The organism is Pseudoduganella sp. GW821-FHT05F09 (assembly GCF_059419605.1).
In genome coordinates, this window is record NZ_JBWKSD010000001.1 from 628,848 (window position 1) to 642,001 (window position 13,154).

The window sequence follows — 13,154 nt, forward strand, 5'->3', positions numbered from 1 at the left end:
GGATCAGACATGAGCAACAACAATCGCAAGGACGGCAAGATCTACGTCTCCGACGTGACGCTGCGCGACGGCATGCACGCCATCCGCCACCAGTACTCGCTGGAGCAGGCCGTGGCCATCGCCAGCGCGCTGGACGCGGCCAAGGTGGACAGCATCGAAATCGCGCACGGCGACGGCCTGCGCGGCTCCAGCTTCAACTACGGCTTCGGCGCCCACACCGACCTGGAATGGATAGAGGCCGTGGCCGAGGTGCTGCAGCATGCCCGCATCGCCACGCTGCTGCTGCCCGGCATCGGCACCGTGCACGACCTGGATGCGGCCTACAGCGCCGGCGCGCGCATCGTGCGCATCGCCACGCACTGCACCGAGGCCGACATCTCGCGCCAGCATATCGAACATGCGCGCAAGCTGGGCATGGATACGGTGGGCTTCCTGATGATGTCCCACATGACCACGCCGCAGGCGCTGGCGCGCCAGGCCAAGCTGATGGAGTCCTACGGCGCGCAGTGCGTGTACGTGGTCGATTCCGGCGGCGCCCTGTCGATGACCGACGTGGCCGAGCGCTTCTGGGCCTTCAAAGACACGCTCAAGCCGGAAACGCAAACCGGCATGCACGCCCACCACAACCTGTCGCTGGGCGTGGCCAACTCCATCGTGGCGCTGGAAAACGGCTGCGACCGCATCGACGCTTCGCTGGCCGGCATGGGCGCGGGCGCTGGCAACGCGCCGCTGGAAGTGTTCATCGCCGCGGTGGACCGCATGGGCTGGCAGCACGGCACCGACCTGTTCGCGCTGATGAACGCGGCCGACGACCTGGTGCGCCCGCTGCAGGATCGCCCGGTGCGGGTGGACCGCGAAACGCTGGCGCTGGGCTATGCCGGCGTGTATTCGAGCTTCCTGCGCCATGCCGAGGCGGCAGCCGCGCGCTACGGCGTGCCGGCCATCGACATCCTGGTGGAGCTGGGCAAGCGCCGCATGGTGGGCGGGCAGGAAGACATGATCGTGGACGTGGCGCTGGACCTGCTGCGCCGGCGCGGCGAGAAGGAGGCGGCATGAACGGCGCCACCGAAATGCTGCGCGGCGCGGACTGGCAGGGTGTGCGCGCCAGCCTGATCGCCGAACTGGCCGCCACGCTGGACGACGCTGCGCGCCTGCGCCGGGAAACCGATCCGCTGGCGCCGCTGCACGGCTTCACGCTGGAGCAGGCTTATGAAATCCAGCGCGCCTCCATCGCGCTGCGCCACGCGCGCGGTGAAAAGCCGGTGGGCGTGAAGCTGGGCTTCACCAGCCGCGCGAAGATGGTGCAGATGGGCGTGGACAGCCTGATCTGGGGCCTGCTGACGGACGCCATGCTGTACGAGGAGGGCGCCACGGTGCCGCTGGAGCACTTCATCCATCCGCGCGTGGAGCCCGAGCTGTGCTTCCTCACCAGCCGTCCGATCGACCGTCCGCTCACCTTGCTCGAGGCCGCAGGCTACCTGGCCGGCGTGGCGCCGGCGATGGAAATCATCGATTCGCGCTTCCGCAACTTCAAGTTCAACCTGGAAGACGTGGTGGCCGACAACTGCTCCTCGGCCGGCGTGGTGGTGGGCGAGTTCTCGGCGGACCTGGGCAATCTGGCCAACCGCGGCGTGACCATGCGCTTCAACGGCCGCCCGGTGGCCATGGGCAGCACCGGCGCCATCCTGGGCAATCCGCTGCGCAGCGTGGTGCAGGCCAGCCGCCTGGCCAGCGCCGCAGGCTTGACGCTGCCCGCCGGTTCGCTGATCATGGCCGGCGCCGCCACGGCGGCCGAGGCGCTGGCGCCCGGCCTGCACGTGAGCGTGGACATCGGCGGCCTTGGGCGCGCAGAATTTACTACCGGAGGCGCAGCATGAGCCAGAGCACAAGCACGCAAGCCCACCTGGTCGAAGGCAAGGCCCGGCCGCGCGGCAAATTCCCGCACCTGAAGCGCGCCGGCGGCTTCCTGTTCGTCTCCGGCACCAGCTCGCGCCGTCCAGACAACAGCCTGGCCGGCGTGGAGGTGGACGACATGGGCACCACGCAACTCGACATCCGTGTCCAGACCCGCGCCGTGATCGACAATATGCGCGACATCCTGGCCAGCGCCGGGGCCGGGCTGGAGGATATCGTCGAAATCAGCGCCTTCCTGGTCAACATGAACGATTTTGGCGGCTATAACGAAGTATATGGCGAATACTTCGACTACACCGGCCCCACGCGCACCACGGTGGCGGTGCACCAACTGCCGCACCCGCACCTGCTGATCGAAATCAAAGCCATCGCCTACAAGCCAGAATAATGGAAGCAACCATGTACAAATACGGCAAACCATTCAATTTCCAGCAGTGGATCGCGGAGCACGCGCACCTGCTGAAGCCCCCCGTTGGCAACCAGCAGGTGTGGCAGGACGCGGACTTCATCGTCACCGTGGTCGGCGGCCCGAACCAGCGCACCGACTACCACGACGACCCGCTGGAGGAATTCTTCTACCAGTTCAAGGGCAACGCCTACCTGAACATCATGCACGAGGGCCGGGTCGAGCGCATCGACCTGAAAGAAGGCGACATCTTCCTGCTGCCGCCGCACGTGCGCCATTCGCCGCAGCGCCCGGAGGCGGGCAGCCTGTGCCTGGTGATCGAGCGCCAGCGCCCGCAGGGCATGCTGGACGCCTTCGAGTGGTACTGCCTGTCGTGCAACCACCTGGTGCACCGCGTCGAGACCCAGCTGCAGAGCATCGTCAAGGACCTTCCGCCGCTGTTCGAGCGCTTCTACGGCGACGCCAGCCTGCGCGCATGCCCGCAGTGCGGCGAGGTCCACCCCGGCAAACTGGGGGCGAAATGACGCAAGCGAACAAGGTAATCGACATCCACAGCCACTTTTTCCCGCCCATCACGCAGGCCGAGGCGGCCGCGCTGGACAAGCACAAGGCGCCCTGGCTGCGTGTGCAGGACAACGGCCACGGCATGATCATGACCGGCGACCAGCCGTTCCGGCCCGTGTATTCGGCGCTGTGGGACCCGGCGCGCCGCATCGAGGAAATGGACCGCTCCGGCGTGGACGTGCAGCTGATGTGCGCCACGCCCGTGATGTTCGGCTACAGCTATCCGATCGACCTGGCGCTGCCGTGGGCCGAACGCATGAACGACTACGCGCTGGAACTGTGCGCGCACAATCCGGCGCGCCTGAAGGCGCTGGCCCAGGTGCCGCTGCAGGACATCGACGCGGCCTGCCGCGAAGCGAGCCGCGCCAAGGCCAACGGCCACGTCGGCGTCCAGATCGGCAACCACCTGGGCAACCTGGACCTCGACGACGAGGGCCTGCTGCGCTTCCTCACCCACTGCGCGCACGACGGCATTCCGCTGCTGGTGCACCCGTGGGACATGATGGGCGGCGACGCGCGCATGAAGAAGTGGATGCTGCCATGGCTGGTGGCCATGCCGGCCGAGACGCAGCTGGGCATCCTGTCGCTGATCATGTCCGGCGCCTTCGAACGCCTGCCCGAATCGCTGAAGATCTGCTTCGCGCACGGCGGCGGCAGCTTCGCCTTCCTGCTGGGCCGCGTGGAGAACGCCTGGCAGCAGCGCGACATCGTGCGCGAGAACTGCCCGCAGCCGCCGTCGTCCTACGTCAAGCGCTTCTACGTGGATTCGGCCGTGTTCGACCCGCGCGCCCTGGGCCTGCTGGTGGACGTGATGGGCGAGGACCGCGTGATGCTGGGCTCGGACTATCCCTATCCGCTGGGCGAGCAGGAAGCCGGCAAGCTGATACGGGACGCCGGCTTCGGCGCGCAGCGCACCGGCCGCCTCCTTGGCGGCAACGCCAGCGAATTTTTCGGCATCTGATCCATCCCCAACAAGAGCCGCGCGCAACCCGCGCCAAGCGGCCAACCGGAGACACACATGACACACCCTAACAGCGGCTTCGCCGCGATCGCCGCGCGCGAGGACGGTTTGCAGCGCGGCCTGTCCAGCGGCCAGATGTCGATGATCGCCATCGGCGGCGCCATAGGCACCGGCCTGTTCCTCGGCAGCGGCTTCGCCATCGGCTTTGCCGGACCCAGCGTGCTGCTCAGCTACGCCATCGGCGCGCTGATCGCCATCCTGCTGATCGGCTGCCTGGCCGAGATGACCGTGGCCCATCCCACGGCCGGCTCCTTCGGCGCCTACGCCGAGCACTATGTCAGTCCCTGGGCCGGCTTCGCGGTGCGCTACGCCTACTGGGCTTCCATCGTGCTGGCGGTGGGCACCGAAGTGACGGCGGTGGCGCTCTACATGCAGTACTGGTTCCCCGGCACGCCGGCGTGGATGTGGATCGCGCTGTTCTCGGCGGCGCTGGTCCTGGTCAACGCCATGAGCGTGGACGTATTCGGCAGCGTGGAATACCTGTTCTCGACCATCAAGATCGTCGCCATCGTCGCCTTCATCGTGATCGGCTCCTGGCTGGTGTATGCGGCGCCTGCGGCGGGGCCGATCGGCTTCAAGAACTACCTGCAGCACCAGGGTTTCTTCCCCAACGGCGGGGGTGGCATGTGGACCGGGGTGATCGTCTCCATCTTCAGCTACCTCGGCATCGAGATGGTGGCGGTGGCGGCGGGCGAGGCGAAGGACCCGCAGCGCGCCATCACCGGCGCCTTCAAGGCCGCCATGCTGCGCCTGGTGGTGTTCTACATGCTCACGCTGGGGCTGATGCTGGCCATCGTGCCGTGGACGGCGGCGGGCAACGGCCACAGCCCCTTCGTCATGGCGATGGAGGCGCTGCACGTGCCCGGCGCGGCGGGGCTGATCAACTTCGTGATCCTGGTGGCGGCGCTGTCGGCCATGAACAGCCAGCTGTACATCACCACCCGCACCATGTTCAGCCTGTCGCGCGCCGGGCAGGCGCCGGCGCGCTTCGGAAAGCTGAGCAAGCGCGGCGTGCCGGTGGCGGCGCTGTCGCTGTCGTGCGCCGGCATCGCCATCGCGGCGGCGCTCAGCGTGCTGTATCCCAAGGGTTCCTTCATGCTGATGATGGCCATCTCCATGTTCGGCGCCATGTTCACCTGGCTGATGATCTTCGTCACCCACTACTGCTTCCGGCGGCGCTGGAACAGGGAAGGGCAGCCCGCGCTGGCCTTCCGCATGTGGGCCTTCCCGTGGCTCACGCTGCTGGGCGCGGCGCTGATGCTGGCCATTATGGCAACCACCGCCTTCACGCGCGAGTTCGAAATGACCTTGCTCACCGGCGTGCCCTTCATGCTGGCCTTGAGCGCGCTGTATTTCCTGCGCTACCGCAAGCGCTGAGGCTTGGCGGGTTACGCGCTGCGCGCTAACCCGCCCTACGACTCCAACATTCACACCCGCGTAGGGCGGGTTAGGCGCAGCCGTAACCCGCCAACTCCGCCGCCAGGCTCCGCCACGCCCAGTTCTGGAATAAAGAATTGGAATATCTGGAGCCGAACAATTCATTTTCGCTTATTGCAACACCTCTGCATACTAGATTCATCGATAGGAGCAACCGTAATGAAACTGACCAAGCAAGACTGCATCGACCTCGATGCCCGCGACCAGCTGGCCGCGTACCGCAGCAAGTTCACCCTGCCGGAGGGCGAGGTTTACCTGGACGGCAATTCCCTCGGCGCCATGCCCGCCAGCCTGCCGGCCCGCATGCAGGAAGCCGTGGCCAAGGAGTGGGGCCAGGGCCTGATCCGCTCGTGGAACGACGCCGGCTGGATCGACCTGCCGCAGCGCGTGGCGGCCAAGGTGGCCCCGCTGATCGGCGCCACCGCCGCCGAAGTGATGGTGGGGGACTCCACCTCCGTCAACCTGTTCAAGGCGCTGGCCGCCGCGCTGCGCATCAACAGCGGCCGCAAGGTGATCCTGACCGAGAAGGGCAACTTCCCCACCGACCTGTATATCGCGCAGGGCATCGCGGAGCTGTTCGGCAGCGAAATCCGCTACGTCGATTCCGACCCGTCCGCCATTGCCGACGCGCTGGACGACAGCGTGGCCGTGCTGATGCTCACCCACGTGAACTACCGCAGCGGCGCCGTGTACGACATGGCCGCGCTCACCCGCAAGGCGCAGGCCGTGGGGGCCCTCGCCATCTGGGACCTGGCGCACAGCGCCGGCGCGCTGCACGTGGAACTGAATGACGCGAACGCGGACTTCGCGGTCGGCTGCGGCTACAAATACCTGAACGGCGGCCCCGGCGCGCCGGCCTTCGTGTACGTGGCGCAGCGCCACCTGGAGCAGGTGCGCCAGCCGCTGTCCGGCTGGCACGGCCACCAGAAGCCGTTCGACTTCGTGCAGCAGTACCTGCCCGCGCCCGGCATCAACCGCATGCAGTGCGGCACGCCGCCGCTGCTGTCCATGCTGGCGCTGGACGCGGCGCTGGACGTGTTCGACGGGGTGGACATGCAGCAGCTGCGCAACAAGAGCAAGGCGCTGGGCGACCTGTTCATCCGCCTGGTGGACGAGCAGCTGTCCGAATACGGCTTCGGCATCGGCTCGCCGCGCGACTGCAACCAGCGCGGCAGCCAGGTGGCGCTCACCCATCCGCAAGGCTACGCCATCGTGCAGGCGCTGATCGCGCGCGGCATCACCGGCGACTTCCGCATGCCCGACATCCTGCGCTTCGGCTTCGCGCCGCTGTATGTGCGCTATATCGACGTCCATCACACGGTGGACACCCTGCAACAGATTATGGCCAGTGGAGAGTGGAACCAGGAGAAATTCTTGACCAAAAAAGCAGTGACCTGATTTTTAGCTTGCCCTTGATACAAAATATAAAACGAGGAGACAAAAATGCAACTGAAAGCAACGGGAGTAGCAGTACTGGCGGCGCTGTCCGCCATGGCGATGTGCACGGAGCAGGCTGCGGCCAGCAATGTGACGATTTCGGGCGTCATCGACGTCAACGTGGAGCGCCTGTCCACGCCGAAGGAAAGCGTGACGCGCGTTTCCACCGGCGGCTTGAGCAACTCGCGCCTGGAATTCAGCGCGGTGGAGGACCTGGGTGACGGCAACCAGGCCTTCTTCCTGCACCAGATGCAGTTCGCGGCCGACACCGGCACCGGCCCCACGCCGCGCGAGACCTATGTGGGCATGCGCGGCAACTGGGGCCAGCTCGCGCTGGGCCGCCAGAACACGCCGTCCTACTGGATCGTCGGCTACGCGGACCCCAGCTGGTCGGGCGACTACAGCCGCGTGAGCAACAACCAGTACTTCTACGCCCCGTGGCGCGAAAGTAACGCCGTCTCCTACAACACGCCGGTATTCGCCGGCTTCAAGGGCCGCTTCATGGCCACCACCGGGCAGGAAACGGCGGACCACAACGGCCGCGTCATCAGCACCGGCGTGGAATACCGCAATGGCCCGCTGTACCTGGGCTTCGTATCCGACCACAAGGACATCAAGAACATCGCCAGCCCCAAGATGGAAAGCTCGCGCGACAACTACGTCTCCGCCACCTACCGCATCGACAGCGTCGAGCCGACCTTCATCTACCATACCTACAACGGCTACTACGCCTATCCGCCGTATGTGGGCTTCCAGACCAAGGGCTGGGACGTGCAGCTGGGCGCGCGCTGGAAGATAGCCGGCCCGCACGGCGCCTACATCAGCGCCGTGCACCGCCACGACAACGTGGGCAAGGACCTGACGGACGCCGACAGCTTCCTGGTCGGCTACAACTACCGCTTCTCCAAGCGCACCGACGCGTACATCAACTACGGCCGCGTGCTCACCAAGGGCAATCCGAAAGTGCCGTATCCGCTCACCTTCAACTACAACGGCAGCGCCAACCCCGAACGCGGTACGCAAGTGGGCCTGCGCCACGCGTTCTGATCTCCGACCAACTTGAATAGAAAGCCCACGCCATGAAGACGAAATTCATTCCCCAGCTGACCTTCACCCTGTGCGCCGCCGCCATCGCGAGCAGCGCATTGGCCCAGCAGCCGCGCAGCGGCGCCAACCTCAACGCGCCGGACGCGCCCGGCCCGAACGGCAAGGAGATCAAGCTGCTGCCCGGCGAACCGCCCATGCCGGCGCCGGGTTCCTGGGGCTACGACGCCAAGACCGGCAAGTTCAAGAGCCCGGACATGACGCCGGACGCCTACGGCGCCCATCCGGTCGAGGGCAGCCTGGGCTACCTGGACCAGAACCAGTACCTGAAGAACACCAAGGTGGAGAACTTCGTGCCGGAAGTGGCCGGCGCTGGCCACAGCTGGCAGGCCACGCTGGACTGGGACGGCCGCCGCTACCTGTACGACTACGAAACCTGGATGTACAACCTGTTCGACATCACCGATCCGAAAAACGTGAAAGTGGTGCAGAAGAAGACCTTCAAGACCAAGGAAGGCGAACACCAGTTCGGCCCCTTCAACGTGAAGTTCAACAAGAAGCTGAACAAGATGATCGCGGTGCAGTGCTACGAAATCTCGCGCTATGGCCTGATCTGGAACAAGTTCACCAATCCCGAGCAGGTGGAGAACGCGCGCAAGAAGCCCATGCTGCGCGGCTTCCGCATCTACGAGGTGACCAGCCCGCAGTGGACCGACTGGAAGCTGCTGTCCGAGACGGCGCTCGATGAAAGCCATTCGGCGCAGGACCCGGTGCAGGAAGGCTCCGGTTGCCAGGACGTGCCGGTGTATAACGGCGACCAGTACCTGTTCGTGGCCGGTGCGCCGGACAACAGCTTCGCCAACACCGAGTACAAGACCTATCTGCACGCCGGCGCGCAGCTGGTGTACGACGTGTCCGACCCGGCCAAGCCGAAGCGGCTGTCGATGTGGTGGGCGCCCGGTTCGCGCGTGGGCGAGGAAGAGGAATACAAGAAGAACCCGCGCGCCGGCAACAAGACCTCGTGGATGGGCGCGCGCATGCCGCTGTTCATTCCCAAGCCGGTGGAGCAGGGCGGCAAATACGGCTACGCGGCCATGGGCGGCTTCGGCTTCTACGTGATCGACATTTCCGATCCGAAGAACATGAAGCAGGTGGCGCACATCGACATGCCGGTGAGCGTGACCGGCACCGAGGGCGACAACATCGATGTAACCAAGGTGGAATCGACCGGCATGGTCTACTACAGCGGCTACCCGATGTCGGAAGACTGCTTCGAGCCGCTCAAGGCGATCTACTCGATCGACGTGCGCGATCCGCTGCATCCTAAGATCGCCAACGTGCTGCCGACGCCGACTCCGCCCAAGGAAGCGCCGTTCACCGACTTCTGCCAGCGGCGCGGCAGCTTCGGTCCCAAGCGCAGCGGCTACGCGGCTATCCAGCCGGGCACGCCGAACCAGCGCTACATGCCTTACTCGTACTACAACGCGGGGCTGCAGATCTTTGACGTGAAGGACCCGAAGAATCCTGTCATCGCGGGCTACTTCGTGCCGAAGATGATCGATGCGGCCAAGAAGACCACCGACGGCCAGACGCTCTCCATCCGCGCGCTGCCCAATCCAGTGCACAGCATCTTCGTCGAGTGGGACCGCAACCTGGTGTGGGTGTTCTCCAACCACGGCATCTACACCGTGTCCACCGAACTGCTGGGCAAGCCGGTGTTTGGCATGCCTCCTAAGAAGTAAGGCCGCATGACATGGCGGGTTACGCGTGCCGTTGGCGCGCTAACCCGCCCTACGCAGCAATCCCCTCCATTCAATTTCCCCCCTTCTTACCATGTTCGCTACCCTGCGCGGCCGGCTGATCGGCCTGTGCGTGTCCATCGTCGTGCTGGCCATGCTGGCCGTGGTGGCCGCCAACTATTTCACTACCCGCAGCCGCATGGCGGCCTCGCGGGACGCCCAGATGCGCCAGCTGGCCGCCAGCCAGGCGGCCGGCATAGGCGAATGGATCGCGGCACGCCGCGCCATCGTCTCGTCGCTGCGCGCTGCGGCCGCCAGCGCCGATCCGGCGCCGGTGCTGAAGGCTGCCGCGCTGGCGGGCGGTTTCGACAACACTTATATCGGCTATGCGGACAAGCGCACCGCGTCCTCGCGCGACGAGGCGGCGCCGCCCGGCTACGACCCCACGGCGCGGCCCTGGTACAAGCTGCCGGTGGAAGCGGGCGGCCCCGTCATCACGGCGCCGTATGTGGACGCGGGGCGCGGCCAGCTGGTGGTTACCTTCGCCGAGCCGGTGCGCGTGCCCTTACCCGGCGGGGCGCGCGGGCAGTCGATGCAGGCGGTGCTGGCGGCCGACGTGGCACTGACGGCCGTGGTGCGCCAGGTGCGCGCCATGCGGCCCACGCCCAACAGCTACGCCTTTCTGGCCGACCGCGAGGGCCGCCTGATCGCCCACCCGGACGCCGCGCTGGCCATGCGGCCGCTGGCGGAACTGGGCGGCGGCCTCACGCCGGCCATGCTGGAGCAGGCTGCCGGTGCGGCGGTGCAGCTGGGCGGGCCGCTCGGCGGGCGGGAAGCGCTGCTGCACGCGGCGCCCGTGCCCGGCACCGGCTGGACCCTGGCCGTGGTGCTGGACCGCGCCGACGCCACTCAGGACCTGGACGCGCTGCTGCGCAGTTCCGCCATCGCCGCGCTGCTGGCGGCGGGCGCCGCGTCGCTGCTGCTGCCGCTTCTCATCAGCCGCATGCTGCGCCGCCTGCAGCAGGTGCGCGACGCGCTGGCGGGCATCGCGGACGGGGAAGGCGACGTGACGCGCCGCCTGGACGAAAGCGGCAGCGATGAACTGGCCGAGATCGCGCGCGCCTTCAACCGCTTCGCCGGCAAGATCGGCACCATGCTGCTGCAGATCCGCAGCGCGAGCGAGGATGTGCGGCGGGCCGCCTCCGAAATCGCCGGGGGCAACAACGACCTGTCTTCGCGCACCGAAGTGCAGGCCGCGTCGCTGCAGCAGACCGCCGGCGCCATGCAGACGCTCACCGGCACGGTGCGCCAGACCACGGATAATGCGCTGCGCGCCGACAGCCTGGCGCGCAGCGCCTCCGAAGTGGCGGTACGGGGCGGCGAGGCCGTGTCGAAGGTGGTGGACACCATGGGTTCGATCAATGCGTCGTCGCGCAAGATCGTGGACATCATCGCCGTCATCGACGGCATCGCTTTCCAGACCAACATCCTGGCGCTGAACGCCGCCGTGGAAGCGGCACGGGCAGGCGAAGAGGGGCGCGGCTTCGCCGTGGTGGCGGCCGAAGTGCGCGGCCTGGCCCAGCGCTCGGCGGCGGCCGCGCAGGAAATCAAGACGCTGATTGCCGACTCGGTCCAGAAGGTGGGCAGCGGCGCCAGGCTGGTGGACCAGGCCGGCGCCACCATGGATGAAATCGTCGGCAGCATCCAGCGCGTGGCCGGCATCATGAGCGAGATCACCCGCGCCAGCCAGGAGCAGGCGATGGGCCTGGAACAGATTCACGCGGCCATCGCTCAGATCGACGGGTTGACGCAGCAGAACGCGGCGCTGGTCGAGGAGGCCACCGCCGCAGCCGACGCGCTGAACGAGCGCGCCCATGGTCTGACGCGGGTGGTCAGCGTATTCAAGTTGGATAATTCTTCACGGAAATAGTTATCGATGTATAATTATTTTTCCCCAAGACAATTTTATGCCACGCATTGCCGGCGCCAACCCTTCGATCAACGACCCCATGCTCACTTCCATCCGCTCCGCATTCACCGCTCTTTGCCTGCTGGCGTTCTTAAGCGCCTGCTCGAACCAACCCAGTGCCGCCGACGCTGAACGCGACGCGCAGCTGACCGCGAAGAACGACCTGCCCAGCGATGCCGCATTCGTGGTGGCCGATCTGAAGCGGGAAAATGGCTGGCCCGAAGAGCAGACCTACAAGATCCACTTTACCTATAACCTGAAAGCGAAGGTGGACTATCCGCAGCTGGTTGTCGAACTGCTGAAAAAGAGCGCGGCCGACATCAAGGCCATGCCGAAAGCGGACCGCGCCGCGTTTTCAATGCAAGTGGGGCTGGGCTCGATGATGGCCGCCATGTCGTCCGAGGTGCCCGATATCAAGGCCGAGATCGAGGGATACAGGCAGTACCCCGCCATCGTCGACTACATCCGTAGCAGTCGCGAACTGCAGGACGACACGGGCCTGCTGGCGTCTACGGTCTATCTCGCCACCACCGTCATGCAGAACTACGGTATCCAGAAGGGACAGCCGGCGGGAACCGCCATCCCGCGCCAGGTCACGTTCACCTACCGGAAAACTGAAAAGGGCTGGCAGAAGCTGAGCTGACCCGCAGCCGCTTCAGGCTTTAGGTACAGCTTTTACCTGCGGCACAGGCTCCCGATGGCCCCATCCGGGGCCGGGTTGGCGCAACGCTAGGGCTGCGGGGTCTCGATCAGCTCGCGCATGATGTTGAGGAATACCTGCAGCACCGGCGATGGATCGTCCTTGCGGTAGGTGGCGTACAGCGTGGTGCGCGGCGCCGGCTGCGCCAGGGCACGGTACACCACGCCGGCGTGGCCGAACTGCCCGGTGGAGGCGGGCAGCAGGCCGATGCCCAGGCCGGCCCGCACCAGGCTGAGCAGGGTCTGCACCTCCACCACCTGCTGGTACACATTGGGCGTGAAGCCGGCCTCGATGCAGCTCTGGTACAGCGAGGCGGCGAAGCGCGACTGGTCCAGTTTGAATGAAATAAAGCGCTCCTCGGCCAGGTCCTTCAGCGCCACGCGGGCGCGCTTGGCCAGCCGGTGCTGCTGCGGCAGCACCACCGCAATCGCTTCGCTCGACAGCGGCTCGCTGGTCAGCTCGGGATCGTTCGGTCCCATGCGGTAGAAGCACAGGTCCAGCCTGCGCTCCTTCAGCGCCGCCTGCTGCGCGGCGGGCTGCAGCTCGTGCAGCGTCCATTTCACGTCCGGGTAGCGGTCCTGGAACACGCGCAGCGCCTGCGGCAGCAGGCCCACCATCAATGAACTGATCATGCCGATTTCCAGCGTACCCCAGTGGCCGCGCCCGGCCTGGCGTGTCAGGTCCACCGCGCGCTCCATCTGCGCGAACACCAGCGCCGCCTGCGCCTTCAGCGCCACGCCGGCCGCCGTCAGTTCCACGCGGCGCTGCGTGCGTGTAAACAGCGGCGTGCCCAGCTCCGTCTCCAGCAGTTTGATCTGCTGGCTCAGCGGCGGCTGCGACATGTGCAGCCGCGTGGCGGCGCGGCCGAAGTGCAGTTCCTCGGCCAGCACGGTGAAGTAGCGGAGCAGGCGCAGATCCATATT

Annotated in this window: 12 protein-coding genes; 11 read left to right on the forward strand and 1 reads right to left on the reverse strand. The window is 66.4% G+C overall.

Features of this window, described 5'->3' with window-relative positions; all coding sequences use genetic code 11:
• Positions 1–9 precede the first annotated feature (9 nt).
• The 11 genes from dmpG (at position 10) to AC07S4_RS02730 (ending at position 12,174) form a co-directional block, all read left to right on the forward strand.
• Positions 10–1,056: a 4-hydroxy-2-oxovalerate aldolase gene (gene dmpG / locus AC07S4_RS02680; protein ID WP_132131897.1), complete on the forward strand. Its 1,047-nt coding sequence runs from the start codon at positions 10–12 to the stop codon at positions 1,054–1,056.
• Between the two features lie 14 nt (positions 1,057–1,070).
• Positions 1,071–1,877 carry a 2-keto-4-pentenoate hydratase gene (locus tag AC07S4_RS02685; RefSeq protein ID WP_494985600.1) on the forward strand — a complete coding sequence of 269 codons (807 nt, stop codon included), beginning with the start codon at positions 1,071–1,073 and terminating at the stop codon, positions 1,875–1,877.
• Positions 1,874–2,302: a RidA family protein gene (locus AC07S4_RS02690; protein WP_494985121.1), complete on the forward strand. Its 429-nt coding sequence runs from the start codon at positions 1,874–1,876 to the stop codon at positions 2,300–2,302. The genes AC07S4_RS02685 and AC07S4_RS02690 overlap by 4 nt, the downstream gene beginning before the upstream one ends.
• 11 nt (positions 2,303–2,313) lie before the next feature.
• On the forward strand, positions 2,314–2,844 hold the full coding sequence (locus AC07S4_RS02695) for a 3-hydroxyanthranilate 3,4-dioxygenase (RefSeq protein ID WP_494985601.1): 531 nt from the start codon (positions 2,314–2,316) through the stop codon (positions 2,842–2,844).
• The gene (locus tag AC07S4_RS02700) at positions 2,841–3,845 is read left to right on the forward strand and encodes an amidohydrolase family protein (RefSeq protein ID WP_494985122.1); all 1,005 of its coding nucleotides are present in this window, start codon (positions 2,841–2,843) and stop codon (positions 3,843–3,845) included. Before AC07S4_RS02695 ends, AC07S4_RS02700 begins: the two co-directional genes overlap by 4 nt.
• 57 nt (positions 3,846–3,902) lie before the next feature.
• Entirely contained in the window at positions 3,903–5,282 is a 1,380-nt protein-coding gene (locus AC07S4_RS02705) for an amino acid permease (RefSeq protein ID WP_494985123.1), read from the forward strand.
• 219 nt (positions 5,283–5,501) lie between these two features.
• Positions 5,502–6,740 carry a kynureninase gene (gene kynU / locus AC07S4_RS02710; RefSeq protein WP_494985124.1) on the forward strand — a complete coding sequence of 413 codons (1,239 nt, stop codon included), beginning with the start codon at positions 5,502–5,504 and terminating at the stop codon, positions 6,738–6,740.
• A gap of 45 nt (positions 6,741–6,785) precedes the next feature.
• Entirely contained in the window at positions 6,786–7,826 is a 1,041-nt protein-coding gene (locus AC07S4_RS02715) for a porin (protein ID WP_494985125.1), read from the forward strand.
• Positions 7,827–7,858: 32 nt separating this feature from the next.
• Positions 7,859–9,565, forward strand: coding sequence for an LVIVD repeat-containing protein (locus tag AC07S4_RS02720; RefSeq protein WP_494985126.1), 1,707 nt, complete (start codon positions 7,859–7,861; stop codon positions 9,563–9,565).
• A gap of 91 nt (positions 9,566–9,656) precedes the next feature.
• Positions 9,657–11,492 (forward strand): methyl-accepting chemotaxis protein, encoded by a 1,836-nt coding sequence (locus tag AC07S4_RS02725; RefSeq protein WP_494985127.1) that lies wholly within the window; start codon positions 9,657–9,659, stop codon positions 11,490–11,492.
• Between the two features lie 37 nt (positions 11,493–11,529).
• On the forward strand, positions 11,530–12,174 hold the full coding sequence (locus AC07S4_RS02730) for a hypothetical protein (protein WP_494985128.1): 645 nt from the start codon (positions 11,530–11,532) through the stop codon (positions 12,172–12,174).
• A gap of 86 nt (positions 12,175–12,260) precedes the next feature.
• Here AC07S4_RS02730 and AC07S4_RS02735 read toward each other — a convergent pair whose 3' ends face one another.
• Complete coding sequence (locus AC07S4_RS02735; protein WP_494985129.1) at positions 12,261–13,151, reverse strand: LysR family transcriptional regulator; 891 nt, start codon at positions 13,149–13,151, stop codon at positions 12,261–12,263.
• Between the last annotated feature and the right edge of the window lie 3 nt (positions 13,152–13,154).

Bases quoted from the DNA above. Each gene is read 5' to 3' on its own strand.
- dmpG (WP_132131897.1), top strand. From the start codon at position 10: ATGAGCAACAACAATCGCAAGGACGGCAAGATCTACGTCTCCGACGTG.
- AC07S4_RS02685 (WP_494985600.1), top strand. From the start codon at position 1,071: ATGCTGCGCGGCGCGGACTGGCAGGGTGTGCGCGCCAGCCTGATCGCC.
- AC07S4_RS02690 (WP_494985121.1), top strand. From the start codon at position 1,874: ATGAGCCAGAGCACAAGCACGCAAGCCCACCTGGTCGAAGGCAAGGCC.
- AC07S4_RS02695 (WP_494985601.1), top strand. From the start codon at position 2,314: ATGTACAAATACGGCAAACCATTCAATTTCCAGCAGTGGATCGCGGAG.
- AC07S4_RS02700 (WP_494985122.1), top strand. From the start codon at position 2,841: ATGACGCAAGCGAACAAGGTAATCGACATCCACAGCCACTTTTTCCCG.
- AC07S4_RS02705 (WP_494985123.1), top strand. From the start codon at position 3,903: ATGACACACCCTAACAGCGGCTTCGCCGCGATCGCCGCGCGCGAGGAC.
- kynU (WP_494985124.1), top strand. From the start codon at position 5,502: ATGAAACTGACCAAGCAAGACTGCATCGACCTCGATGCCCGCGACCAG.
- AC07S4_RS02715 (WP_494985125.1), top strand. From the start codon at position 6,786: ATGCAACTGAAAGCAACGGGAGTAGCAGTACTGGCGGCGCTGTCCGCC.
- AC07S4_RS02720 (WP_494985126.1), top strand. From the start codon at position 7,859: ATGAAGACGAAATTCATTCCCCAGCTGACCTTCACCCTGTGCGCCGCC.
- AC07S4_RS02725 (WP_494985127.1), top strand. From the start codon at position 9,657: ATGTTCGCTACCCTGCGCGGCCGGCTGATCGGCCTGTGCGTGTCCATC.
- AC07S4_RS02730 (WP_494985128.1), top strand. From the start codon at position 11,530: ATGCCACGCATTGCCGGCGCCAACCCTTCGATCAACGACCCCATGCTC.
- AC07S4_RS02735 (WP_494985129.1), bottom strand. From the start codon at position 13,151: ATGGATCTGCGCCTGCTCCGCTACTTCACCGTGCTGGCCGAGGAACTG.